We start from the raw sequence: 25,153 nt of genomic DNA, 5'->3' as shown, positions 1-25,153 counted from the left end.
CTTACTTCTTTCTCAATCGTGTTAAGAAAAATCCATCCGTGTCCCACTCTTGTGGGAAAAGCTGAAGGCCTGTCTCGGTAAGGCCTATGCATTCTTTAAGAGCTTCTGGAAGCTCCTCGAAGAAGGCTGGGTCTACTTCAAAGTCCGGATGCTCTTCTAAGAAATGTCTGACGGCTTCCTCATTTTCATGACGGTCTACTGTACATGTACTATAGACCAGCTTGCCCTCCGGTTTTAATAGTGGTGCGACTTCTCTCAAAAGATCATCCTGAATATTTCTTAGCGAGAAAATATCTTCCTCTTTTTTATGGTATTTAATGTCCGGTTTGCCACGTAAAACTCCAAGGCCGGAACATGGAGCATCCAGCAGGATACGATCAAAGGCCCCCTGCTCATGCTTTTCTCCAAGTTTTCTTGAGTCTGCTTGGCTTGCGGTAATCGATGTGAGCTGCAGCTGTTCGGCCTTTTTGCTTACCAGCTTCGCTTTTTTCTCATGGAGGTCATAAGCTACGACTTCTCCCTCGTCCTCCATTTTTTCAGCGATATGTGTGGTTTTCCCTCCAGGGGCGCTGCAGGCATCCAGTACCATCAAACCTTTCTCAAGGTCCATCATTTCAGCTACAAGCATGGAACTTTGGTCTTGAACCGTGACATAACCATTTTGGAAAAGAGAATGTGAGAGAATCGCACCCTCCAGCACAAGAAATCCTTGAGGAGAAAGTGTACTCTCTTCGACTTTAAAGCCATCGTCTTGGAGCTGCTTCATCGCATCTTCGCGTGAAATTCTAAGCGGCTGGACTCTGAGAGACATAGGAAGGTGTTGGTTGTTTGCTTCACACATCGCTTTCGTTGTTTCAAATCCGTACTGTTCGACCCAGCGATTCACGAGCCATTGAGGATGACTGGTTTCGGTCGCCATTCGCTCTACAGGGTCTTCGATTTTGTCCAGGCTCTGGACTCCTTTACGCTGAACGTTCCGAAGCACGCCGTTCATAAATGATGAAATGCCTTTATGTCCCCGCTTCTTCGAAATTTCCACCGCTTCATGGATGATCGCATGATCCGGTACTCTTTCCAGGAAGATCATCTGGTAAACAGACATATAAAGGAGCCATCTGACCCATGGCTTTATTTTCTTCTGTTTGGCAATGTAAGGCTCGATGGAATAATGGATCAAATCCCGGCGTTGAAGTGTACCGTAGACGATTTCAGTTAACAGTGCACCATCCTGCCTGGAAAGCTTTTGTTTGGAAATCTCCCGGTCTAATAAAACGTGACTGAATCCGCCCTGCTCACCAATCCGAGTAAGAAGATCAAGGGCTGACTCTCTTAATGCATACTTAGTCATGCGTCTCACCTAGGCGTTCGCCTACCTGCAATGACTGACCGGCACCATTAATAAAGGCTTGTCCGTCCATCTTTTTCTTCCCAGAGGGTTGGAGAGTAACGACCTTTACGGCTTTACTTCCGCCTGTGGTTACAAGAAAACCATCTTCATCAATTCTTACAACTGTGCCTGGGGCTTCTTCAAATGTTCCTTCCACTTTCTGAATCCACCAGACTTTCATCGGCTTGCCGTTCCAATACGTATAGGCGACCGGCCATGGGTGAAGACCACGCACATGATTGTAGACCGTTTGTTGATCTTTGCCCCAATCGATAAGTTCCTGTTCCCTCTTGATATTGGAAGCGAAAGTGACTTTGGATTCATCCTGCTCTTCTGGCGTGATCTCGCCATTTAATAATTTCGGCAGGGTGTCCGCTAATAAGTCAGCTCCGGCGACGGAAAGTTTATCATGCAGCGTTCCTACATGGTCATCGTCTTCAATCGGAACCGTCACCTTTGAAAGCATGTCACCTGCATCGAGACGTTTGACCATATACATGATGGTGACACCTGTCTCATTCTTTCCTTCAAGGATGCTGTAATGAATCGGTGCACCACCTCTGAATTCGGGCAATAAGGAGGCATGGACATTGATACATCCATGTTCAGGCTCCTGAAGTAAAGCTTCCGGTAAAATTTGACCGAAGGCAGCGGTTACGATCAAGTCGGGATCGTAAGCAAGAACTTCTTGATATTCTTCTTTGATTTTTTCTGGTTGAAATACTGGGATTCCGTGTTTTTCCGCCGCTACTTTGACAGGGGGCGGGGTCATGGTTTTCTTTCTCCCTTTCGGACGGTCCGGTTGTGTGATCACAAGGACAACCTCATACCCCTCTTCAATGATGCGGTCTAGGACAGGTACGGCGAAATCCGGTGTCCCCATAAATGCGATTCGTGTCATGACTTTGTTGCTCCCTTCTTGCTTACATCAGCTGATACGGTTGAAAATCAACCGTGATCTGCAAACCATTTTCTTGTTTCATTTCATCTTCATAATAATGCAATATCCGTTCAACGAACTTTCGCTGCTCAGGTTCCTTCTTGTATTTTATCATGCATTGATAGCGATATCTATTATTGATCCTGGTGAGCGCAGAAGGAGTAGGCCCAAGAACATAAGATTGATCGGAAAGCTTCTGCTGCATGAACATGGTAATCTTCTGTGTCACTTCCTGCACTTTCAGTTGGTTGGGGTGCGAAATTGTGAAAAGTGTCAAAAAGAAGTAGGGTGGATAGCGGAAAGCTTTCCTTAATTTCATTTCTTCATTGAAAAATTGTTCATAATCATACTGGCTGGCAAGTTCAATACTGTAATGTTCCGGTGTGTAGGTTTGAACGACAACTTCCCCTGGCTTCTCATGTCTTCCAGCCCTTCCGCTTACCTGTGTAAGCAATTGGAATGTTTTTTCTGATGCACGGAAATCAGGAAGATTGAGCAGGGCATCGGCTGCCAGCACACCAACAAGAGTGACATTCCCGAAATCCAGCCCTTTAGCGATCATTTGCGTGCCGAGTAGAATATCCGCTTGTCCATCGCCAAACTTTTTAAGCAGTCGTTCGTGCGCCCCTTTTCTTCTCGTCGTGTCCACGTCCATACGAATCACACGAGCTTCCGGAATCAACTCCTGAAGCGCTTCTTCCACTTTTTGCGTCCCTGTACCGAAATAGCGGATGGTTTTGCTTTCACATTCTGGACACTCTGCCGGCATGGGTTCTTCATGAGAGCAATAATGGCATTTCAAGCGGTTCTGCCTTTTGTGATACGTAAGTGCGATGTCACAATGGGGGCATTCACTGACATGGCCGCAGTCCCTGCACATGACGAAAGTGGAATATCCTCGTCTGTTCAGAAAAAGGACAACCTGCTCGCCACGGGAAAGCCTTTCTTCGATTTTTTCCTTCAACGAGATGGAAAACATCGAGCGGTTTCCACTATGAAGTTCCTCTCTCATATCAACAAGATCCACCGTCGGCATTACTGCTTCATTCATACGCTTTTTCATCGTCAATAGCTGATAATTGCCTTTGACAGCCCTTGCGTAACTTTCAAGCGCAGGTGTGGCACTACCTAAAACGACGGGACATTGATGGGTCTTTCCTCTTTCGATGGCGACATCTCTCGCATGGTAACGTGTACGGTCTTCCTGTTTGTAACTTGTTTCATGTTCTTCATCAATGATGATCAAGCCGATGTTTGTAAACGGAGCAAAGATGGCAGACCTTGCTCCGACAACGACTTGAACCTCTCTGCGCTGAATCTTCCGCCATTCATCGTACTTCTCTCCCGCTGATAAAGCACTGTGGAGAACAGCTACTTTTGAGCCAAACCTTCCTTTAAACCGTTCAACCATTTGGGGAGTTAACGCAATTTCAGGTACAAGCATGATGGCTTCTTCCCCTTTATCCATCACTTCCTGAATGGACTGCAAATACACTTCGGTTTTACCGCTCCCCGTCACTCCATGAAGAAGAAAAACGTCGTGCGTGTTTTCTTCGATGGTCTTAAGAATCGGCTGTATAGCTGTTTCCTGCTCTCCAGTCAGAGGGAAAGGCTGTGTACGTTCGAAGTCACGATCCCCATATGGATCTCTGAAAACTTCCTGTTTGAACTCGCGAATGATTCCCTGTTCGATGAGCGGCTTTAATGAAGCAGGTGTCGTAGATAGCAGATTCAAAAGCCTCTTCTTTTCCAACACATCCGGGTACTGTAGAAAATACTCGACAATGGTTCGCTGCTTTTTCGCTTGTGGAGAGAGGTCCTCAAGCTTCTCCTCTAATTCCATCGGACTTAAGTTAGGCTCGACCATTGTCATCGTCTTCTTCGTTTCCCGGCTTTTCACTTCATAATGGACATCGACGTCTCCATCATTCATGTGTTTTCGGAGGGTGTGGTACCCAATGCCGGATTTCTCGAATTCCTCAAAATCCACAACCGCACGTCCATCAAATAGAGGATCGAGTTCAGAGGCGAGGGGTTCTTCTGTCAGCTTCCAGAGCTCTTTTCGATATTTGGCTTTCATCACTTGAGGAAGCATGACTTGAAGACAGGAGATGTAATAGCTCAATGTATTTTTCGATAACCATTTCCCGAGTTGTAGAAGTTCTTCCGTCAACGTTGGGATAACATCGAGAACATCGGTGATTTTCTTGACGGAAGAGAATGAACTTGTTTCGGAAAGAGATACCACATATCCTAAGATTTTTCGTGGACCGAATGGGACGATGACACGTACCCCAGGCTGAACGATCCCGTCAAACTTTTCAGGTATTTCATAGTCGAAAGGACGGTTCGTATTTTGAGAGGGTACATCAACGATTACGTTTGCAATCAATGAATTTCACTCTCCATCTCACCAGCTGCCACCATGAGAATGTTTTCGGAGAGTTCCTCTTTGCTCATCAACGGATAGGTCATTTCTTCCCCTCTTCTGGTGATAAACAAAGAAGCATTGGTATCCGTCCCAAAGCCCGAACCCTCTTCAGATACATTATTGATGACAATGGCATCGAGGTTCTTTTTGTCCATCTTTTCTCTACCATACTTCTCCACGTCTGTCGTTTCTGCAGCAAATCCAATTAAGTATTGATGTTCTTTGCGCTCTCCTAGCTCCATGAGAATATCTTTAGTCCGTTCCATTTCTACAACATAATTCCCTGGTTGCTTCTTCATCTTTTGATCGTACGTAATTTTCGGACGATAATCAGCTACTGCGGCTGACTTGATGACAAGGTCCTGATCAGCATACGCCTTCAATACTTCCTCATACATTTCCTGGGCTGTTGTAATTTGAACGACTCGCACACCACTTGGAGGATCTAAAGCAACTTGACCTGAAACGAGGGTCACTTCAGCACCAAGTTGTTTAGCTTTTTTCGCTAACGCATACCCCATTTTACCTGTCGATGGGTTTGTAAAATATCGCACCGGGTCGATCTGCTCGCGGGTAGGCCCGGCTGTTATGAGTACTTTTTTGCCTTTAAGTGGCTGAGGCCGATGATATTCTTTCTGTAGCACTTCCACAATCGTTTCAGGCTCCTCCAAACGTCCTTTACCTACATAACCGCAGGCAAGGTAACCTTCCCCAGGCTCAATGAAACGAAATCCCCACTCGTCGAGCTGTTTCAAATTCTTCATCACTGCCGGATGACTGTACATATGAACATTCATTGCAGGTGCTATATAAACAGGTGCCTCGGTCGCAAGTAAGGTTGTAGAGAGCATGTCATCGGCCAGACCATTCGCAAGTTTTCCAATTACATTCGCAGTCGCTGGGGCAATTAAGAAGAGGTCCGCCCAGTCAGCGACATCAATGTGCTGGATTTGAGAAGAATCTTGTTCATCAAAAGTATCGGTATAAACAGGCTGTCTGGATAATGCCTGAAAAGTAGTCGGGGCGACGAATTTTTGAGCACTGTTTGTCATAATTACCTTAACCACGGCCCCTGCTTGAACGAGTTTGCTTGTTAGAGCGGCTGCTTTGTAGGCGGCGATACCACCTGATACTCCTAAGACGATCTTTTTTCCATTCAACATCTGAGAGACCCCTTTACTTGAAAAATGTTGTCACTAAAACACGTAGGAAAAGCCGCGCTGATTTAATCAAGAAGCGCGGCTTTTCCTACGTCGTTTCGATGTTCTTATGTGGTTTCTGTTCGTTCCTGGATTTCATCCGCTTCAATATAGTTCAATTTGCCATCGCGGATTTCTTCAAGCGCCACACCAACTTGCTGATGTGAGGTTGGATGATCGATCATCGGTGCGCTTCCTTGTTTCAATTCACGCGCTCTTCTTGCAGAGAGTGTTACGAGCGTATACTTGGATTTAATTTGTTTTTGTAGGGAATCAATGGATGGTTCTAACATCATGATTATTCATCCTCCAATGCTTTTTTATATTGATGGGCGACACGTTCACGTTTGCAGTGTTCGCTGGAGACGATCGATTTCACTTTCGTCACAGCATTGTCAATCTGATCGTTCACGACGACATAATCATACGCATCCATCATGTCAATTTCTTCTTTCGCTGCCTTCAGGCGGTTCTTCACTTTGTCTTCCGTTTCTGTGCCACGGTTAACAATACGGTCCTTCAATTCTTCCAAAGATGGTGGAATCAAAAAGACGAACACGCCTTCAGGGAAGTTTTCTCTTACTTTGAGTGCCCCCTGGACTTCAATTTCCAAAAAGACATCTTTACCTTCGTTCAATGTTTGCTCAACGTATTGGCGAGGGGTTCCATAATAGTTTCCCACATATTCCGCATGTTCAATCAATTGGCCTTCACTGATCAATTTCTCGAATTCATCTCTTGACTTGAAGAAATAATCGACTCCGTCCACTTCCCCTTCCCGTGGATCACGGGTCGTCATGGATATAGAATAGCGTAAATCTGTCGATTGTTCGAATAATGCTTTACGTACCGTTCCTTTGCCGACACCGGATGGGCCGGAAAGGATGAATAAAATACCTTTCTGATCAATCACTGCAAAAAGTCCTCCTAGTTTTCATCTGAGATCTCGTCGTTACTGATGACACGCTGTCCGACGGTTTCCGGCTGGACGGCTGAAAGGACGACATGATCACTATCTGTAATGATGACCGCACGCGTTCGACGGCCATATGTAGCATCTACTAATTTATTATTGTCACGGGCGACCGTGATGATACGTTTGATCGGAGCGGATTCAGGCGAAACAATAGAAATAATACGATTCGCAGATACGACGTTTCCAAAACCGATATTGATTAATTTCAAGCTCAAAGCTGACTCCTCCTTCTTCTGACCAAGCACTTTCATGACTACCTCTATTATATGAAAAAACTAGGCATAAACACAATTGTTATTCAACATTTTGTACTTGTTCTTTCACCTTTTCAATCTCGCTTTTCAAATTCACAACCATTTCCGTCATTTTGCCATCATTGGATTTTGATCCGATTGTATTCACTTCACGGTGCATTTCCTGCACAATAAAATCGAGTCTTCTGCCAACAGGCTCATCCATGGAAAGTGTGCCTTCAAATTGAATGAAATGGGACTGTAGTCTTGTCAACTCTTCTGTGATGTCCCCTTTCTCTGCAAGCAAAGCGACTTCCTGGAGGATTTTTGTTTCATCGGGCCGGAGTTGTTCTTTGGTGTATTCTTCAATGCGTGTCCGAATCCTCTCTTTATATGCCTCGATGACCATCGGCCGCCTTTCATCCAGGCTGCTCAGCCATCTCCGGGCTTTTGCGATGCGTTTCTCAAGATCTTCGTATAACTCGTGCCCTTCTTTCAACCGCATCTCCACCAGTTGTCTGGCAGCATCATCCATAGCCTCTAATAAAGCCATTTTCCATTCATCTGCATCGTTTTCCATCTCTTTTTCCGAAAAAACATGGTCTAACTTGGATACCATATCAATAGAAATATCACCCGTCAAATCGTAGCGGCGCTGGATATCTTTCAAACGGGTGAAATATTGATCGACAATTCCCCAATTGACATCGATTTTCTTTTCAATGAATGTTTCTCCCTCAAGTGTAACAAAGATATCGACGCGGCCTCTTGTTAAAAGGCCTTTCACGACCTGTTTCAGCCGCTCCTCCAAAAACAGTAATGCATGTGGCATCTTGGTTGTTATATCTAAAAAACGGTGATTCACTGACCTAATCTCGACATGAATCTTTGTTTCACCGACTTCAACCGTACTCTTTCCATACCCTGTCATACTTTTTAACAATATGATCATCACCTATATGTAAAATGAATTCCACACCTATTTTAGCAAAAGAAAGGATGTTGTTGCGAATGTTTGGCTTTAGCTGATGAAAAATCTTAGAATAACAAGCTTTACTCATGCTATACTTCTACAAGTAGAGAGGTGAAGACGATGTCTTTTGACGGAATTGTAACCCGGGCGATCACGAACGAATTGAATGAAACGATCCAGTCCGGACGTATTATGAAAATTTATCAGCCAACCGAAACGGAGCTCGTATTTACGGTCCGTTCCAATCGAAAGAAACAAACGCTATTATTGTCCGCACACCCGAGTTATGCTCGCTTCCATTTGACGGACGATCAATACCACAATCCTAAGGAACCACCCATGCTCTGCATGCTTCTCAGGAAGCATTTGATTGGGGGATTTATTGAACGCATCGAACAGGTGGACATGGAAAGGATCGTAAAGTTCCATATCCGAACCCGTAACGAAGTCGGCGATGAAACCATGAAAACGCTCATCATTGAAGTGATGGGCAAACACTCCAACATCCTGCTTGTCGATGAAGAAGAAGGACATATGCTCGACAGCATCAAGCATTTGCCCCCTTCGCAAAACCGGCATCGGACGATCATGCCCGGACAGCCTTATAAACTCCCACCGGAACAAGGGAAAATCAACCCCGTTGATCTTGATCCAGATTCTTTCATTAAAAAATTGGATTTCAACTCAGGCAAAATGGATAAACAAATTTTGAATGTGGTGATGGGTTTTTCACCTATGATTACGAAGGAAATTGTTCAGAGAGCAGGTCTTGGAGGCTCACAAACTGTGAAAGAAGCCTACCGTGAAATCAGGGAAATCATACTCAACCATGCGTATGAACCACAGATACACAGGGCAGAAAAAGAGCAGTTTTACGTCATCCCGTTACATGCGTTTTCCGATGATGTTGAAAAATTTGAAAGCGTCAGTGCAATGCTGGATGATTATTATTCAGGAAAAGCTGAGCGGGATCGTGTTAAGCAACAGGCAGGAGACCTGCATCGTTTCTTGAAAAATGAGCGGGATAAAAATAAACGGAAGATTAAAAAACACGAAACTACGTTGAAGAAGTCGGAATCTGCAGAAGAGTATCAAAAACTTGGCGAACTTTTAACTGCACACATGCATATGGTCAAAACGGGTGATGAATCTGTGACGGTCGTTGACTACTACGACCCTGACCAAGCAGAAATGACAATCGAACTCAACCCTAATAAAACGCCGAGTGAGAATGCACAAAGCTATTTTCAAACGTACGCAAAACTTAAGAAATCCAAAGAAGTGGTACAAATAGAAATACAGAAAGCAGAAGATGAAATCCTTTATTTCGATCGTCTGATCCAACAAGTCGAAACAGCAAGAGAAGAAGACATCGAAGAAATCCGTGAGGAACTGCGGGAACAAGGCTACTTAAAGAAAAAGCCCGCGACAAAAGGGAACCGTAAAAACAAACCACAAAAACCGAAACCGGAGAGTTTTGAATCAACGGATGGTACGTTGATCTACGTCGGAAGAAACAACAAACAGAACGAATACTTGACGAACCGGATGGCGAACAAAATGGATATTTGGCTACATGCCAAAGATATCCCAGGATCTCATGTGGTGATTCGTGATGAAGACCCGAGCGAAGATACGCTGTTTGAAGCCGCACAGCTTGCTGCAAACTTCAGTAAATCAAGCAGGTCCTCTTCTGTTCCCGTTGACTATACACGGATACGTCATGTGAAGAAACCATCAGGAGCAAAGCCAGGGTTCGTCACGTATGACCAGCAACAAACGTTGTTCGTGACACCTGATTCGACTTTCATTAAACGGTTAAAGAAAAAAGACTAACCCATGATCCCTGTGCCTATAATTGGCACAGGGATTTTCACATAGACAAACTGAGATTACAAATAATATAAAGGCAACTGAATCTTACCAAGGAGGTTGCTGTTATGCCAAAGAATTCAAAATCAAAACGTAACCCGAAAAAGAGCAGAGATGCTGTTCAACCAGCTACGGGAGAAGAACGAATTACCATCTCGAAAGCCGGCGAAGGGTCTTACGATCGTAACAGATAAACAAAAAGCAGCACCTGCGAATTCGCAGTGCTGCTTTTTAATCTTCCAACCTTTCCGCTGTAACAAGCCCCATTCTTTCACCAACTACCAACAGAGCTTGATTGATTTTCCAAATATAAAAGAGGTGGTGGACAATATCTCCCTCTCCTTCTTTGTGTCCCGGGGCAAACCGTTCAATCATTTCCCGCTCATGTTGAAGCTTGAACAGTTGTCCACTCATTACTTCTCCGTTCATGACCGCCATGATCGTGCGTATGTTATGCTTATAAACCTTTTCCGTTCGATGGAGAGCCTCTATGATTTCCTCGGAATGATGAAAATCCTTTTGATACGTAGAAGCGAGTAATTGTTTCGCATAATAATTAATAGCCGTAAATGACATCAACAGCCTGGGAATTCCCGAATACTTATTCGCTCCAGGTCTTTGCAACGCAGGTTTTGCCTCTTCTTCTAGCAGCTGGATCTTCACATCCATCTGAAAAGCGAGATCTGCCAGCCCCTTCATGCTTTCTGAACGGCGGAAATTGTCCATGTAGGACAGGATGTAACCCTCGAGATCTTCTAAGTACTCCACCAGCTGTTCTTTCATTTTTTCCAATGTTCGTGTAGGAAAAATGAAGGCGGCAGCCGCTAGTGCAATCCCAGCTCCTGCAATGGTATCGACCACACGGGCTAGCAGCAATCCATAACTGATTCCTCCCAACATGAGGTCATACATGAAAGCGATGAGCATTGTGATGAACATACTCATCACAGTGTAGGAAACGGGAAGCGTGTAAAAAGCAAAAAAGATAACCGCAAAGATCAGGGCTACTTCCAGTTCAGACTGACCTGACACTGTCTTTGCTAAAATGAAACCAATAATAGCTCCCACGATCGTGCCAATGGACCTTTCCAACCCCTTCAGATATGTGCGCCCAACGGTCGGGGTCCCTAATTGAACGATAAAAGTCGTTAACAACACCCAGTAGGGCTGTATAGGAGAAATCAAGTGACCGACAACGACAGCGATTGATCCTGCGATCACCGACTGAATAGCTTTTTTCGTCGAAGGTTCCATCCCTTTCGTTTGTTCTTCCTCTTCTGGTAATTTCTTGTCTTCGGACAATTCAGCACCAGAATCATCTTTGCCACTGTATTTGATGGCAAGGGCTCCCTCCGTCACATGCGTAGCAATCGCCTCAATCCTGCGGAGCAGATAAAGCCATCCTTCAGGTCTTGTTTCACGTTCGCCAAATTTCTGGTCGATCGTGTTTCTCAAAGCGCTTACTACACGCTCTGCTTCAGCAAGGTGGCTTTCTTTCTGCTCCAATTTAAGAACTTCAGCCTTCTGCAATGTACGTATGAGTCGTAAGAGGGTGAAACGGAGTTCTTCCGACTGAAGCGCTCCGCTTTCTTTTAATTTTTCTAAACTATCCGAAAGCGTCATGACAAACATCGCTGTGTCGAATACATATAACCGTAATTGTTCTGTACGGACCCCCGGCCAGACTTCTCTGATATTCTGTGCATTCAAATCCGTGGAGACGTGATTTGCGTAGTCTCTCAGCTTTTTCACATTTTCCGTCAACTTTTTTGAGCGGATCTGGTTTGTATCTGGATCATCTATGACTTCTGTCAACAGTTCGAACGTCAGGTTGGCCTGCCTGTGAAATGATTGGACACTGCGCCTGAGCTGCTGCGCCGTATCTCTGAAAATGATGAAATTATATAGAAAAGCGTAGCAGATGCCTATACAAATGGCGCCGTAAAACCATGGAAATTCTTCTGGGGGAAGTTTTAAAAAGGAAGAAAAATAAACCGTGATAAACCCGATCATCCCTAAAGAAAAGTAGCGACTACCAAATTTAGAAAAATAAAAGCTGCAAAAGATGATCAAGATCATTAACGCGGATACGAGAACGGCACTAAAGGAGAGCAAAGACCCAAGCGTCACTCCACAGATGGCCGATAAAGGAAGCAAAATTGTTGTCCCCTGCTTTTCTTTTTTGGTATCATCCATGACCGCCATGATGCCCAACAGGCCGCAAACACCTGATATGATTGCGGGCAGAAGTGGATCCTTACCAAGGATATTCAAGATCAGTAAGGTAGTAAAGACAGCTGAGATTACACTCAACGTCGCTTTTCCAGCCTGTTGCAACCGCTTATGTCCCGGATCGGACGCAAGCATCCTCTTCAACCAGTACGATTTTTTTCCTATTTCATACATTGAATAACTCCTCCTTTCCTTTGTATGTGGTGAATCGATTCCATCTATTAAATAAATCTTCATTTATGTAAAAAGTACGCACAACCAGTTTTATTCTTCCATTACATGAGTAACTAGATAGATAAAAATAGATTATAGAGCGCTCTATCCCATCTGTCAAAAGGGAAAGCTGCCTTTCTTAAGCTTCCATCCAATTGGCTATATTTGATATGTACTCATTTAGTAAAAGAGCAGGATTGTATAAGGCTCAAATTTCAAGATGTTTGTGTACCGGGGCGACGTGGAGTGCCTCGCTTTAAGCGGGGGTGCGGTGAGCCTCCTTGGACTTGGTCCTGTGGGGTCTCACCAAGCACTCTTATCCCGTAGAAGGCTCTCTGTCATCCCCGCAGGAAAACGAGCCCGCCCCTGACTCTCAATAGGGCAAACGAACCCTGATTATCTCGAAGCTAAATCACAAGGAATAGAGAGCTCATCTAGTAATTATTAAAAATTAGTTTTGTGGCATTGGATTAAAAAAACCACGATTGAATCGTGGTTTCAGGTTAGAAAGTATGCGAATACTGCTATCGATGCCAGATAAGAAAAAACCGCTTGTGCCCAATACCTTCGGCTTTCGCGCTTCAGCATATACACATTCCAAAGAATGAATAAAGCAAGGGATGCGAATAAGCTTAATAAAGGTTCCAGGGACCACATAGACTCCATAAATGCAAAGGCCACCCATGTATATAAATAAACAAAACAGGTCAATAAACCAAGCGAAGCATTCATGAGTATGAAAAAAGAGTGTTTTTTAGATTTCATTTTCATCACCAATACGTTTTGATGACTTCATCGTACTAGGAGAATGCAGAAATAGCAACTCCTCTATACGTTAAGAGTTCGTAAAAACATAAGGATCTTTGCTCCACTTCATCAACAGCTGTTCCTGCTCTTTTTCAATTTGATTTTCATTGAGTAACTGTTGCAGAAGCTCTTCATAACTTGTCAGGGATTGATAAGAATAGCTTTTATCCTTAAATGCATCCTCCGCCGCTTGAAGGTTATAAGTGAAGATCGACAGCACTTCAACCACTTCCACACCTTCTTTTTTCAGGGCTTCTGCAGCTTCTATCGACGATTTTCCTGTTGAAATTAAATCCTCGACGACAATGGCCTTTTGCCCTTTTACAACATGACCCTCAATCTGGTTTCCCTTTCCATGCTTTTTGGCTGAAGACCTGACATAAACCATGGGAAGGTCCATAAGGTCTGCCACCCAGGCAGCATGGGGAATACCTGCTGTTGCACACCCTGCGATGACATCGATGTGGCCCAGGCGCTTGATTTTCTTCACAAATGCTTCTGCAATGCTTTTTCTTATTTCAGGATAGGACATCGTTAAACGATTGTCACAATAGATTGGTGATTTCAGGCCAGATGTCCATGTGAAATAGTTATCGGTTTCAATTTTAACTGCTCCTATGTGAAGCAAGTCACGTATGAGTGTTGATTGACTCATGTTGAAAGGCCTCCTTTATTGTTTTGTAGATGTCTCCGGGGTTTTCTGCATCTCTGATTGCTCGCCCCACAACCATCGCATCACTCCCGTTTTCCCGGGCTTTTTCCGGGGTAGCCACTCGCTTCTGATCATGGTTTTCTCCCCCTGCCAGGCGTATTCCCGGTGTCAAAGCAGCAAGCGTCGTATGTTTTTTTATGATCTCGGCTTCTTCCACCGAACAGACGACACCATCCACGCCGCATTTCTCCGCTCGCATCCCGTAGTGCTTGACCACTTCGGCTAAAGGACGGTCGATGAGCAGCTGCTCTTTCAACATTTGCTGGTCCGAAGAGGTAAGGACGGTAACAGCTAATAAAACGGGTACATGCCCTTGTGCTCCTTCTTCCAAACCGATTTTAGCAGCTTTCATCATTTCTTCCCCGCCTTGAGCATGTACGTTGACGACATCGACTTTCATGCTGGCAAGGTTTCTCATCGCACGACGTACCGTTTCTGGAATATCATGCAGTTTCAAATCGAGAAAGATTTCATGCCCCATTTCTTTCAATTGATGGATGATGGCCGGACCTTCTTTATAAAAAAGTTCCATGCCCACTTTAACTGGTATGCCTGTAAGGTCATTACGCTTCAAAAAGTCGAGTGCTTCTTTTCCCGTTTGGAAATCAAGGGCGAAGTACAGAGGTTTCAACTTTTTCATCATGGGCACCTCCAATCGCTTGCTTTACGCTTGAAAACCCATAGCGTGAAAGAGTCGCAGGCAAGTCTTCAATGACTTCCTTACAAATGAGAGGATTTTTGAAATTTGCACTTCCGATAGCAACGGCACTTGCACCGGCTAGTAAGTATTCCAACACATCTTCTGCGGTTTCAATCCCACCCATACCGATGATTGGAATGGATACAGCTTGGTACACCTGATGGATCATCCGGATGCTGATCGGTTTGATCGCTGCTCCGGAGAGGCCTCCTGTTCCATTTGCAAGGACAGGTTTGCGTGTTTTAGGGTCAATCCGCATCCCTGTGAGTGTATTAATCATGGAAAGACCTGAAGCACCCGCTTCTTCTGCTGCAAGAGCCATTCCGACAATATCGGTCACATTAGGAGAAAGCTTCACATACACAGGCACAGTGCTCATTTCGACGACATAACGGATGACTTCTTTCGCTAACAGAGGGTCGGTGCCGAATTGCACCCCTCCCTCTTTGACATTCGGACAAGATATGTTCAATTCGATGGCATCCACATGAGAGGAGATTTGTTCAGCAACCTCCCCATATTCCTCTACCGTACTCCCGGCTACATTGGCAATGATTGGTAGGTTATGATTTCTCAAGAATGGAATTTCATCCGAGATGATGCTTTCCACACCAGGGTTTTGCAGTCCGATCGCATTCAGCATGCCGCTTGCGGTTTCTGCTACTCTTGGTGTGCCATTTCCAAAGCGGCGTTCCTTTGTGGCTGCTTTCATAATGACGGATCCAAGGATTGCAAGGTCATAAAATTGAGCGAATTCCTTCCCGAATGCGAAGCAGCCACTAGCCGGCATAACGGGATTTTTCAAGTTTAAACCCGGTAGATTCACAGATAAATTCATGATAAGACGACCTCCCCGGCTTTGAATACAGGACCATCACAACAGATGCGTTTGTATCCTTTATCATCCTTCGATTCGACGACACAGGCAAAGCAGGCACCGATTCCACAGCCCATCCGTTCTTCCATCGACAGATACCCTGGTGTATCCGGATGTTGATCAGCGACTGCTTTTAACATCACCGTCGGGCCACAGGATAAAAAGAGCTGGTAATCCTCTCTCACATCAGAGAGAGCGTCCGTTACACGGCCGCTTTTCCCTAGTGACCCATCTTCTGTCGTCACATGCACTTCTCCAAGGGCACGGAATTCATCCAGTAAAAAGGCATCCTCCCTGGATCTGAAACCGAGAATACTCGTGACGTCCACTCCGTTCTCCTTCAGTTTCTTAGCGGTGCTGTAGAGGGGTGGCACTCCGATACCCCCACCAATAATCAGCGCATGATCAGAATAGATGCTAGTGGTCGGAAAGCCTTGACCTCCCGGGCCAAGAACATCTAAGCGGTCACCGACCTGACAACGAGTCAAAGCTTTCGTCCCGTCTCCCATGACTTTATAAATCAAAGTCACGGTACTATTTGCCGGGTCATAATCTGCAATGGATATCGGACGCCGCAGGTAGAAACCATCAATCCTGACGTGTACGAATTGACCAGGATCCGCGATCTCCTGAACCAGTTTTCCTTCCAGTACGAGAAGGTGCGTATCTCTCGCCATCTTCTCATGCCTAAGAATGGTCATCCGTTCATTTTTCATCCTGTCACTCCTTCCATCGGTGTGATGGCACGAGCCGAGAAGGACATCGCATTAATCACATCTACAATGGTTTTGGCTGTGTCCAGGCTTGTTAAACAAGCAAGTCCATGTTCGACCGCTTCTCTCCGGATTCTGAATCCATCCGATCTTGCCCGCATGCCTTTGTTTAGTGTATTGACAACGAACTGGACTTCTCCTTGTTGAATAAGGTCGATGACGTCGCGCTGATCCGACCCCACTTTTCCTACCGCTTCTACAGGAATCTGTGCTTCTTCTATCACAGATGCTGTTCCTTCCGTCGCGAACAGACGGAAACCCAGCTCAAAGAACGTTTTCGCAATATCCAGCATTTCTGATTTGTCTTTGTCTGCAACAGTCAACAGAACAGATCCTTGCGTCGGAATCTTTAACCCTGCTGATGTCATTCCTTTGTAAAGAGCTTTTTCCAATGTTTGATCATACCCGATGACTTCACCGGTCGATTTCATCTCAGGTCCTAGAGTCGTATCAACACTTCTCAGTTTTTCAAAGGAGAAGACAGGCACTTTGACATACACCCCATTCGGCTTTGCAGCCACTCCTGATGAGTACCCTTCCTCTTTCAATGTTTTGCCTAAAAGAACCTTTGTTGCGAGCCTGGCCATCGGAACCCCTGTAATTTTACTCAAGAAGGGTACCGTCCGACTTGCTCTAGGGTTCACTTCAAGGACATAGGCCGTCCCTTTGTAAACGACAAACTGGATGTTGATGAGGCCTTTCATATTCAGCTCTCTGGCAATCTTTGTTGTCGCATCGATACATTGTTGTTCAAGTTCTTTTGTAAGCCGCTGGGTCGGATAAACGGCCATGGAATCTCCAGAATGGACTCCTGCGCGTTCAATGTGTTCCATGATCCCCGGGATGAAAACATCTTCCCCGTCCGAGATGGCATCGACTTCGATTTCCATTCCGGTCATGTACTTGTCGATCAAAATTGGATGACCATTGTGTGCAGATGCATTTGTTTCCAAGTAAGAGGAGAGCTCTTCGTTTGAATAAACGATTGCCATCGCACGCCCGCCGAGGACATAGGAAGGTCTGACGACAAGTGGGTATCCGATTTTCTCAGCAGCAAGAAAAGCTTCCTCTGCGCTCGTGACACTTTCCCCTCCAGGTTTAGGGATATTCAAATCGTTGAGCAGCTGTTCAAACAAGTCCCTGTCTTCTGTTTTATCAATCGACTCCATTGTAGTACCCAGGATCTTCACGCCTTCTTTCGTCAATCCGTCCACGAGGTTGATGGCTGTCTGTCCTCCAAACTGGACGATGACGCCTTCAGGTTGTTCGAGGTCAATGACATTCATTACATCTTCGAGTGATAAAGGTTCAAAATAAAGCTTGTCAGAAACACTGAAGTCTGTGGAAACTGTTTCCGGGTTGTTGTTCATAATGATGGCTTCATAGCCCATTTCCTTCAGTGCAAGGACAGAATGGACGGTCGCATAGTCGAATTCGACGCCCTGGCCGATACGGATCGGACCAGACCCGATGACGAGCACCTTTTTATTACCACTTGGGATGGCTTCGTTTTCATCTTCATAACTGCTGTAAAAATAAGGCGTTTCCGATTCAAACTCCCCTGCGCACGTATCGACCATTTTGTACACCGGACGGATCCCATGACTTCTTCTCCACTCTCGAACTTCTGATTCTTTCCGTTTTGTTAATCGTGCAATCTGTTGATCAGAAAATCCGGTTTTCTTTACTTTCTCCAGTAAAGATCCATCCATTTCTCCGTGTGCCACTTTCTCCTCAAGCTGGATGATCCGTTGTAGTTTATAAAGGAAGAATAAATCAATCCCCCCTGTGATATCATGCAGACTTTCAATGGAATACCCTCTCCTTAATGCTTCCGCGATTAAGAATATCCGTTCATCATCCGCTTTTTTCAATCTTCTATTCAGTTCTTCCTCTTTCATATGTTCGGCATAAGAAAGATAAAGCTCTTCTGTATCACCCTCCAGCGATCGGATCCCTTTCAGTAGAGATTCTTCAAAGCTTCTGCCGATACTCATCACTTCACCGGTCGCTTTCATCTGGGTACCAAGTGTACGGTTTCCCTTCGCAAATTTATCGAACGGCCAGCGTGGGATTTTCGTTACAACATAGTCGAGAGCTGGTTCGAAACAGGCATAGGTTGTACCAGTTACCGGGTTTTTGATTTCATCCAGCGTCATTCCTACAGCAATTTTGGCTGCTAGTTTTGCAATTGGATAACCAGTCGCTTTGGAAGCAAGGGCAGAAGAACGACTGACGCGCGGATTCACTTCGATGATGTAATATTGGAAACTATCCGGATCAAGAGCAAGCTGGACATTACATCCACCCTCAATCTGGAGAGCCTGGATGATCTCCAATGATGCATTTCTTAGCATTTGATATTCCCGGTCACTAAGTGTTTGGGAAGGAGCGACAACGATGGAATCTCCCGTATGAATGCCGACAGGGTCGAAGTTTTCCATATTACAAACGACGATTTTATTGTCCGCCCCATCGCGCATCACTTCATACTCCACTTCTTTGAAGCCGGCAATGTTTTTCTCTATCAAGCACTGACTGACAGGAGATGCGGCCAGTCCGCTTCTAGCAATTTCTTTTAACTGAGCAGCATCGTCACACATGCCTCCACCGGCTCCGCCCATGGTGTAAGCCGGGCGGACGATGACTGGAAAACCAATCGTCTCTGCAAAATCCAGTGCTTGTTCCACCGTGCTGACAATTTCACTTTCAGGTACAGGCTGATTCATCTCATGCATCAATGCCCTGAATTTCTCACGATCTTCGGCTTGTTGGATGGCATCAAGCGGCGTCCCTAAGAGTTCCACATTAAATTCTTCAAGAATACCAGAGTCACTCAACTCTACCGCCATATTCAGTCCCGTCTGCCCTCCAAGAGTGGGAAGAATCGCGTCCGGGGTTTCTTTTCTAATAATTTTCTGAAGAAACTCAAGCGTCAGTGGTTCCATATAGACTTGATCAGCAAAGGTATGATCGGTCATAATCGTTGCTGGGTTTGAATTAGCCAGGATGACTTCATATCCTTCTTCTTTCAAAGATTGACAGGCCTGGGTTCCGGAATAGTCAAATTCAGCAGCCTGACCGATGACAATCGGACCGGATCCGATGACGAGTATTTTTGTTAGATCTGTACGCTTAGGCATTGAGAGTCCTCCTTTGTGTTCTTCTGGTTCTGATCGATCATTTTCAAGAATTCATCGAATAAATGGGCTGTATCTTCCGGGCCTGGTGAACTCTCCGGGTGGTATTGCACAGAGAAAACCGGCTCTTTCTTGTGTTTCAACCCTTCCACTGTGTTGTCATTCAAAGAAACTTGGGAAAGCCGCAGTTCGGTCTCTTCCAGTGAATGAAGATTGACGGCATAGCCATGGTTCTGAGAAGTGATATAGGTTCTCCCCGTATCCAAATCTTTCACCGGCTGATTGATTCCTCTGTGGCCGAATTTCATTTTAGAAGTATCTGCCCCAGAAGCAAGAGCAATCAACTGGTGCCCAAGGCAGATCCCGAATATAGGTACTTGACCGATCAGTTCACGAATGGTTTGAATCGCCTCAGGAACATCTTTTGGATCTCCAGGACCGTTCGAGAGCATCACACCATCCGGTTTAAGTCTCAGGATCTCCTCTGCTGACGTATGGTAAGGAACCACGGTCACATGGCAATCGCGCTTCGTAAATTCCCGTAAAATGCCGTGTTTCATACCGAAATCTACGAGTACAATCCGCTCGCCTCGACCTGGAACAACATACGGTTTTACGGTCGATACCTGTTTCACTTGATCATTCAATAGTGGAGTAGCTTCCAATAAGCTGAGTACTTCATTAATCGGACGATCGGATGAGGCGATCATCGCCTTCATCGTTCCATGCTGGCGGATGATTTTCGTCAGCTTCCTCGTATCAATGTCACTGATTCCTGGAATATTCTTCGCTTTTAAAAATTCGTCGATTGTTTCTTCATTACGGAAATTGGAAGGGAAATCACAGTGTTCTTTTACGATGACCCCGAATACCCCCGGGTTGACGGTTTCAAAGTCATCGCGATTGATTCCATAGTTTCCGATGAGTGGATATGTGAAGGTGATGAGTTGTCCGTAATAAGACGGGTCAGAAATCACTTCCTGATAACCGCTCATCCCCGTATTGAATACGACCTCACCAATCGTTTCCCGTTCACTGCCGAATCCTTCGCCTACAAATACCGTTCCATCTTCAAGCACGAGTTGTTTCATGCGTTTTCCCCTCCCATACAATTTTTCCGTCTACCATAGTAAGCTCCGGCCATCCTTTCGCTCTCCAACCATGGAAAGGTGTGTTCTTTCCTTTCGAAGCAAAGCTGTGACGGTCGATCATCTTTTCATGGTTTACCTCCACAATGGTTATATCTGCTGGTGCTCCTTTTTCTAAAGTGCCATAAGGGATACCGAATACCTCAGCCGGCTTGCTCGTCAGCCATTCCACAAGACGCTCCAGCTGAATTCCATGCTTCTCTACGAAGTGGGTGTACAAAAGAGGAAAGGCTGTTTCCAAACCCGTAATTCCAAATGGCGAGTAAAGGAAGCCTTCTTTCTTATCCTCTTCGGTATGTGGCGCGTGATCCGTTGCAATAAAATCGATGGTTCCGTCCATCAAACCTTCAATGAGCGCTTTCTGATCTTCTATGGATCGAAGCGGCGGATTCATTTTGAAAAAGGCGTCGTCTTCCTGGACATCCATTTCGTTAAGAATCAAATGATGCGGCGTTACTTCTGCAGTTACTCGAATCCCTGCTTTCTTCGCATCACGGATGACTCTTACCGACTCTTTCGTTGAAACGTGACACACGTGATAATGGCAGCCGGTGGCTTCCGCAAGCAGAACGTCTCTTGCAATTTGTACAGACTCAGCAATGTTTGCAATCCCAGGTAGACCGAGTCTCTCACTCACATCACCTTGGTGGGCGACCCCTTTATATACGAGTGAATTGTCCTCGCAATGAGCTACGATCGCTTTATCCAGCCGGCTTGCTTCTTTCATCGCTTCGTACATCATGCCAGCCGTTTGAACTCCTACGCCATCATCGGTAAAGGCGAACGCGCCCATTTGTGATAAGGTTTGCATATCAACAAGCTCTCTTCCAAGCTGCCGCGTGGTTATTGAAGCATAAGGAAGCACTCTGACTGATGCATCCTGCTTGATCTTCTCCATCAAATTATTCATGTTCTCTTCAGAATCAGGTACAGGCTTCGTGTTTGGCATAGCACACACAGTTGTGAAGCCTCCACGAGCTGCAGCCTCTGTCCCTGTAAGTATGGTTTCTTTTTGTTCGTCTCCAGGTTCACGTAAATGAATATGGACATCGACCAATCCTGGCAGCACAAGGCCCTCTTTCGCATCAATAATTTCATCTGCTTCGCCGACAGACGGTGCTATTTCAACAATCGTACCGTCCTCGATCAAAATTTCAGATTTCTCGAAGCGATGCTTCGTAAAGACCTGCCCGTTGATGATTTTCTTTTTCATTTAAAGCTCCCCTTTCATGAGTGCATGGATGATGGCCATCCGCATCGTCACTCCATTTGTCATCTGCCTGAAAATCTTTGACTTTTCGCATTCGACGAGGCTCTCATCGATCTCCACCCCGCGATTCACCGGCGCAGGATGAAGAATGATACTATGTTTCATCATCCTCGCTTCCCTTTCCACTGTCAGTCCATATTGTTCCAGATAGCTACCCGTTTCTTCATGACCCGTATGACGTTCATGTTGAATTCGAAGCAGCATCAGGACATCACAAGTTTCCACTGCTTCGTCCATTGTGATGTAATTCTGTGCCATTGTAGGATCCTGCCATTCGGGTTTACTGACAAAAGATACGGTGGCCCCGAGCTGTCTTAATGCATAGGCATTAGATCTGGCAACCCGGCTGTGTTTTAAATCTCCCGCAATGCAAACATGCAAGCCTTTGAAACTTTGAAAATGTTCATAAATGGTGTACAAGTCCAGAAGGGATTGTGTGGGATGCTCCCCACAGCCATCCCCGGCGTTGATTAAGGGTATATCCACCCCTTCCGTACATGTCGAGAGGCCATCCACTTCTGACTGCCGCACGACAGCCAGACCCACACCGAGCGACTCCAGCGTCTTTAAGGTGTCATATAAGCTTTCTCCTTTTGTTAAGCTGGAATCTATCCCATCCAACTCAACAACATCGAAACCCAACCTCTTTTCAGCGATGTGAAAACTCGTTTTTGTTCGCGTGCTCGGTTCTAAAAATAGATTGGCAGCAAATTGTCCTGAAAAAGAGGGACGGTTCACGGGATCTTTCAGTTTTTCTGCTAAATGAATCAGGTGATAAATCTGTTCATTGCTCAGTTGTTTGATGGAAAGCAAGTTCCTTTTTGATCGAATTGCGGTCATGTACATCTCTCCGTTCCTATGAAGTTAACGGGGACTAAGGAGAAAAAAGCACCCCCAGGTGTCTGGGGGTGCTGAACTCGTCGCATGACAAACGAGCCCATCCCTAGTACACCTTTTCGAGCCTCTCTGGACTCATTTAAAACGTGAAGCTAGTGTTTGGTTATGCTACATGATTTTTCTTCTTTTGTTGTTCTACTTCAGGCGCTTCGAACATCTGTCCATTTCCGTGTCCTTTTTCTTTACCTGGTAGGATCAAGTTAAGACCGACACCGATGATGGCAGCAAGCGCCATTCCTGCGATTTGCACTTCCTCCGTCACTTGGACGAAAGCACCTCCGACCCCGATGACGAGGACGACTGAGGCGATGATCAAGTTTCTCTTTTCACCAAAATCGATTTGATTATCGATCAGCATACGCAGACCGCTGGAAGCGATAATTCCGAAGAGGAGAATAGATACGCCTCCCATGACGGCAGTCGGAATCGAACTGATGACTGCCGTTACCATGCCGATGAAGCCAAAGACGATGGCGATGACAGCTGCTCCGCCGATGACGAACACACTGTACACTCTCGTAATCGCGAGCACTCCGATATTTTCTCCATACGTGGTGTTCGGAGGTCCTCCCAGACAGGAGGCAATGAATGTCGCCACACCATCGCCAAGAATGGATTTATCCAGTCCTGGATTTTTCAAAAAGTTTCTTCCTACCACTTTCGATAAGACCATCTGATCTCCCGTATGTTCCGTGATTGTGACAAGCGCAAAGGGAACCATCAGAAAGGCGATTTCCCAGCTGATTACTTCCAGTGGGGAAAAGTCAACGAATGGGACAACGAAATCCGGTGCTTGGAAGAGTGCGGCTATGGCAGCTGAAAACGAACCTGCTGTCGTAATTGCTGTCCATTCTTCCTGAATGCCGCTCGTATCCACAATGCCTTGGGTCATAGCGAATGCATACCCACCGACAATTCCGAAGAGAATCGGCAGCAGGGAAAAGAACCCTTTAAAATAGATGGAAGCGATAATCGTTATGGCCAGTGTAACAAGGGCGACCATGAAGTGAGTTCCACTGTAGATGTTTTCTTCCTGCCCCGGCAGGTACATCGCCATCTCCACCGCCGTTGATGCTAACCCGAGACCGATGACAATAATGACCGGGCCGACAACAATCGGAGGAAGCAGGTTCATGAGCCACTTCGTTCCAAAAATAGAGATTAAGAGAGCAACCAGCCCATAGACGAGACCGGCAAGAAAGCTTCCGACCATCGCTCCCGCAACCCCGCTCGACTTGGAAACTTCAATGATCGGAGCAATGAAGGCGAAACTAGATCCTAGATAGGCTGGTACCTTCCCTCTCGTTATGAGCAGGTATGCGAGTGTTCCAAACCCGCTTGATACAAGAGCGACTGATGGCGATAATCCGGTCAGAAAAGGAACGAGAATCGTTGCGCCAAACATCGCGAACAGATGCTGGAGGCTTAGGACAAGCCATTTATTTAGTGGTGGTACTTCATTAACGTCGAGTGCTGCTTTATGTTGTTTCATATCGAATTCCTCCTTCGTGTCTCTTCCTGTTTGAGGGTGGTACATGTTATGGCATCCCCGGGATTTTCACATAAAAAAACCTCTTTGCGCTTAAAGGTACGCAAAGAGGTAGACGTGTAGAGTACACGTATCCTTACGAACCTTTTAAGCCTCACGGGACTTTATTTAAAGGTTACGGTTCATTCATTTTTCATAAATCTTCACTTCGTCTGCTTCATCCGTTTCAGATAAAGTGACGGTAATGATTTCTTCCTGGGAAGTCGGAACATTTTTTCCGACATAATCTGCGCGGATCGGCAGCTCCCGGTGTCCCCGGTCCACTAAAACCGCCAGCTGTATTTCTTTCGGGCGTCCATGGTCGATCAGTGCATCCATTGCGGCACGCACCGTTCGGCCTGTATAAAGGACATCGTCGACGAGAATGACTTTTTTTCCATCAATATCCGCCGTAATGTTCGTTTCTTTCAATTGAGGTTCCGCTCCATTTCCCTGAGGAGTCAAGTCATCACGGTATAGGGTGATATCAAGCTCCCCGTCTGGAAGATCTGCACCTTCAATCTCCTGAATTTTATCCTTAAGGCGCTGAGCAATCGGAACGCCTCGTGTTTTAATTCCTACAAGGACGAGATCCTCAATACCCTTGTTCTTTTCTATGATTTCATGAGAGATCCTGGTCAATGCCCGACGGATCGCTGCATCATCGAGTACAGTCGCTTTTGCATTCATCATTGAGTCCTCCTTGATTCGCTGGATTCAGATACGAAAAAACCCCTTTTCCGCATAAAGGCAGAAAAGGGGTTTTAATACACGTGTCCTGTGCATAACCGTCACCTTTTCAGCCTCACGGGACTGTCTTTTAAAGGTCTTTATATTCTATATGG

At 45.6% G+C, this 25,153-nt stretch carries 21 protein-coding genes; 2 read left to right on the top strand and 19 right to left on the bottom strand.

The features are described 5' to 3' along the window. Position 1 precedes the first annotated feature (1 nt). The 8 genes from rsmB to J0K78_RS00825 all read right to left on the bottom strand — a co-directional run bounded on the left by rsmB (position 2) and on the right by J0K78_RS00825 (position 8,118). Positions 2-1,348, bottom strand: coding sequence for a 16S rRNA (cytosine(967)-C(5))-methyltransferase RsmB (rsmB, locus tag J0K78_RS00860; RefSeq protein WP_206945004.1), 1,347 nt, complete (start codon positions 1,346-1,348; stop codon positions 2-4). Further along, on the bottom strand, positions 1,341-2,288 hold the full coding sequence (gene fmt / locus J0K78_RS00855; RefSeq protein ID WP_206945003.1) for a methionyl-tRNA formyltransferase: 948 nt from the start codon (positions 2,286-2,288) through the stop codon (positions 1,341-1,343). Before fmt ends, rsmB begins: the two co-directional genes overlap by 8 nt. Before the next feature lie 22 nt (positions 2,289-2,310). Then, positions 2,311-4,719, bottom strand: a complete 2,409-nt coding sequence (gene priA, locus J0K78_RS00850) for a primosomal protein N' (protein WP_206945002.1) — start codon at positions 4,717-4,719, stop codon at positions 2,311-2,313. Next, entirely contained in the window at positions 4,716-5,921 is a 1,206-nt protein-coding gene (coaBC, locus tag J0K78_RS00845) for a bifunctional phosphopantothenoylcysteine decarboxylase/phosphopantothenate--cysteine ligase CoaBC (protein ID WP_206945001.1), read from the bottom strand. Before coaBC ends, priA begins: the two co-directional genes overlap by 4 nt. A 104-nt stretch (positions 5,922-6,025) precedes the next feature. Further along, positions 6,026-6,253: a DNA-directed RNA polymerase subunit omega gene (gene rpoZ, locus J0K78_RS00840; protein WP_146816568.1), complete on the bottom strand. Its 228-nt coding sequence runs from the start codon at positions 6,251-6,253 to the stop codon at positions 6,026-6,028. A gap of 2 nt (positions 6,254-6,255) precedes the next feature. Then, complete coding sequence (gene gmk / locus J0K78_RS00835; RefSeq protein ID WP_160913089.1) at positions 6,256-6,870, bottom strand: guanylate kinase; 615 nt, start codon at positions 6,868-6,870, stop codon at positions 6,256-6,258. 14 nt (positions 6,871-6,884) lie between these two features. Beyond that, a complete protein-coding gene (gene remA / locus J0K78_RS00830; RefSeq protein ID WP_027954142.1) occupies positions 6,885-7,148 on the bottom strand; it encodes an extracellular matrix/biofilm regulator RemA in 264 nt (87 codons plus the stop codon). A 79-nt stretch (positions 7,149-7,227) separates the two neighbouring features. Then, positions 7,228-8,118 carry a YicC/YloC family endoribonuclease gene (locus J0K78_RS00825; RefSeq protein WP_242517673.1) on the bottom strand — a complete coding sequence of 297 codons (891 nt, stop codon included), beginning with the start codon at positions 8,116-8,118 and terminating at the stop codon, positions 7,228-7,230. A 141-nt stretch (positions 8,119-8,259) separates the two neighbouring features. Between J0K78_RS00825 and J0K78_RS00820 the strand changes: the two genes are divergently transcribed. Both J0K78_RS00820 and J0K78_RS20135 read left to right on the top strand, forming a co-directional pair. Next, a complete protein-coding gene (locus J0K78_RS00820; RefSeq protein ID WP_206944999.1) occupies positions 8,260-9,975 on the top strand; it encodes an Rqc2 family fibronectin-binding protein in 1,716 nt (571 codons plus the stop codon). A gap of 104 nt (positions 9,976-10,079) precedes the next feature. Next, complete coding sequence (locus J0K78_RS20135) at positions 10,080-10,205, top strand: hypothetical protein (protein WP_255534767.1); 126 nt, start codon at positions 10,080-10,082, stop codon at positions 10,203-10,205. Between the two features lie 37 nt (positions 10,206-10,242). Here J0K78_RS20135 and J0K78_RS00815 read toward each other — a convergent pair whose 3' ends face one another. The 11 genes from J0K78_RS00815 to pyrR all read right to left on the bottom strand — a co-directional run bounded on the left by J0K78_RS00815 (position 10,243) and on the right by pyrR (position 24,998). After that, positions 10,243-12,417 (bottom strand): FUSC family protein, encoded by a 2,175-nt coding sequence (locus J0K78_RS00815; protein ID WP_206944998.1) that lies wholly within the window; start codon positions 12,415-12,417, stop codon positions 10,243-10,245. Between the two features lie 874 nt (positions 12,418-13,291). Beyond that, the gene (gene pyrE / locus J0K78_RS00810) at positions 13,292-13,918 is read right to left on the bottom strand and encodes an orotate phosphoribosyltransferase (RefSeq protein ID WP_206944997.1); all 627 of its coding nucleotides are present in this window, start codon (positions 13,916-13,918) and stop codon (positions 13,292-13,294) included. Further along, positions 13,893-14,615: an orotidine-5'-phosphate decarboxylase gene (gene pyrF, locus J0K78_RS00805; protein WP_206944996.1), complete on the bottom strand. Its 723-nt coding sequence runs from the start codon at positions 14,613-14,615 to the stop codon at positions 13,893-13,895. The genes pyrE and pyrF overlap by 26 nt, the downstream gene beginning before the upstream one ends. Further along, positions 14,581-15,513: a dihydroorotate dehydrogenase gene (locus J0K78_RS00800; protein ID WP_206944995.1), complete on the bottom strand. Its 933-nt coding sequence runs from the start codon at positions 15,511-15,513 to the stop codon at positions 14,581-14,583. Before J0K78_RS00800 ends, pyrF begins: the two co-directional genes overlap by 35 nt. Then, positions 15,510-16,268: a dihydroorotate dehydrogenase electron transfer subunit gene (locus J0K78_RS00795; protein WP_206944994.1), complete on the bottom strand. Its 759-nt coding sequence runs from the start codon at positions 16,266-16,268 to the stop codon at positions 15,510-15,512. The genes J0K78_RS00800 and J0K78_RS00795 overlap by 4 nt, the downstream gene beginning before the upstream one ends. Next, positions 16,265-19,468 carry a carbamoyl-phosphate synthase large subunit gene (gene carB, locus J0K78_RS00790; RefSeq protein ID WP_206944993.1) on the bottom strand — a complete coding sequence of 1,068 codons (3,204 nt, stop codon included), beginning with the start codon at positions 19,466-19,468 and terminating at the stop codon, positions 16,265-16,267. The genes J0K78_RS00795 and carB overlap by 4 nt, the downstream gene beginning before the upstream one ends. Continuing rightward, a complete protein-coding gene (locus tag J0K78_RS00785; protein WP_206944992.1) occupies positions 19,447-20,556 on the bottom strand; it encodes a carbamoyl phosphate synthase small subunit in 1,110 nt (369 codons plus the stop codon). Before J0K78_RS00785 ends, carB begins: the two co-directional genes overlap by 22 nt. Next, positions 20,537-21,826 (bottom strand): dihydroorotase, encoded by a 1,290-nt coding sequence (locus tag J0K78_RS00780; protein ID WP_206944991.1) that lies wholly within the window; start codon positions 21,824-21,826, stop codon positions 20,537-20,539. The genes J0K78_RS00785 and J0K78_RS00780 overlap by 20 nt, the downstream gene beginning before the upstream one ends. Further along, on the bottom strand, positions 21,827-22,723 hold the full coding sequence (locus J0K78_RS00775) for an aspartate carbamoyltransferase catalytic subunit (protein WP_206944990.1): 897 nt from the start codon (positions 22,721-22,723) through the stop codon (positions 21,827-21,829). A gap of 160 nt (positions 22,724-22,883) precedes the next feature. Beyond that, the gene (locus J0K78_RS00770; protein ID WP_206944989.1) at positions 22,884-24,272 is read right to left on the bottom strand and encodes a solute carrier family 23 protein; all 1,389 of its coding nucleotides are present in this window, start codon (positions 24,270-24,272) and stop codon (positions 22,884-22,886) included. Positions 24,273-24,455: 183 nt separating this feature from the next. Beyond that, a complete protein-coding gene (gene pyrR, locus J0K78_RS00765; RefSeq protein WP_206945876.1) occupies positions 24,456-24,998 on the bottom strand; it encodes a bifunctional pyr operon transcriptional regulator/uracil phosphoribosyltransferase PyrR in 543 nt (180 codons plus the stop codon). Between the last annotated feature and the right edge of the window lie 155 nt (positions 24,999-25,153).

It is taken from the genome of Halobacillus sp. GSS1 (assembly GCF_017307035.1).
Lineage (GTDB): Bacteria > Bacillota > Bacilli > Bacillales > Halobacillaceae > Halobacillus > Halobacillus litoralis.
The sequence above is the reverse complement of the archived record's forward strand: the minus strand, read 5'-3'. Positions and strand labels throughout refer to the sequence as shown.

Excerpts from the sequence above, each read along its gene's own strand:
- rpoZ (WP_146816568.1), bottom strand. The coding sequence starts at position 6,253 with ATGATGTTAGAACCATCCATTGATTCCCTACAAAAACAAATTAAATCC.
- carB (WP_206944993.1), bottom strand. The coding sequence starts at position 19,468 with ATGCCTAAGCGTACAGATCTAACAAAAATACTCGTCATCGGATCCGGT.
- J0K78_RS00785 (WP_206944992.1), bottom strand. The coding sequence starts at position 20,556 with ATGAAACAACTCGTGCTTGAAGATGGAACGGTATTTGTAGGCGAAGGA.
- J0K78_RS20135 (WP_255534767.1), top strand. The coding sequence starts at position 10,080 with ATGCCAAAGAATTCAAAATCAAAACGTAACCCGAAAAAGAGCAGAGAT.
- J0K78_RS00820 (WP_206944999.1), top strand. The coding sequence starts at position 8,260 with ATGTCTTTTGACGGAATTGTAACCCGGGCGATCACGAACGAATTGAAT.
- pyrF (WP_206944996.1), bottom strand. The coding sequence starts at position 14,615 with ATGAAAAAGTTGAAACCTCTGTACTTCGCCCTTGATTTCCAAACGGGA.
- J0K78_RS00775 (WP_206944990.1), bottom strand. The coding sequence starts at position 22,723 with ATGACCGCAATTCGATCAAAAAGGAACTTGCTTTCCATCAAACAACTG.
- J0K78_RS00770 (WP_206944989.1), bottom strand. The coding sequence starts at position 24,272 with ATGAAACAACATAAAGCAGCACTCGACGTTAATGAAGTACCACCACTA.
- coaBC (WP_206945001.1), bottom strand. The coding sequence starts at position 5,921 with ATGTTGAATGGAAAAAAGATCGTCTTAGGAGTATCAGGTGGTATCGCC.
- rsmB (WP_206945004.1), bottom strand. The coding sequence starts at position 1,348 with ATGACTAAGTATGCATTAAGAGAGTCAGCCCTTGATCTTCTTACTCGG.
- J0K78_RS00795 (WP_206944994.1), bottom strand. The coding sequence starts at position 16,268 with ATGAAAAATGAACGGATGACCATTCTTAGGCATGAGAAGATGGCGAGA.
- J0K78_RS00800 (WP_206944995.1), bottom strand. The coding sequence starts at position 15,513 with ATGAATTTATCTGTGAATCTACCGGGTTTAAACTTGAAAAATCCCGTT.
- J0K78_RS00780 (WP_206944991.1), bottom strand. The coding sequence starts at position 21,826 with ATGAAAAAGAAAATCATCAACGGGCAGGTCTTTACGAAGCATCGCTTC.
- J0K78_RS00825 (WP_242517673.1), bottom strand. The coding sequence starts at position 8,118 with ATGATCATATTGTTAAAAAGTATGACAGGGTATGGAAAGAGTACGGTT.
- pyrR (WP_206945876.1), bottom strand. The coding sequence starts at position 24,998 with ATGAATGCAAAAGCGACTGTACTCGATGATGCAGCGATCCGTCGGGCA.
- pyrE (WP_206944997.1), bottom strand. The coding sequence starts at position 13,918 with ATGAGTCAATCAACACTCATACGTGACTTGCTTCACATAGGAGCAGTT.
- fmt (WP_206945003.1), bottom strand. The coding sequence starts at position 2,288 with ATGACACGAATCGCATTTATGGGGACACCGGATTTCGCCGTACCTGTC.
- J0K78_RS00815 (WP_206944998.1), bottom strand. The coding sequence starts at position 12,417 with ATGTATGAAATAGGAAAAAAATCGTACTGGTTGAAGAGGATGCTTGCG.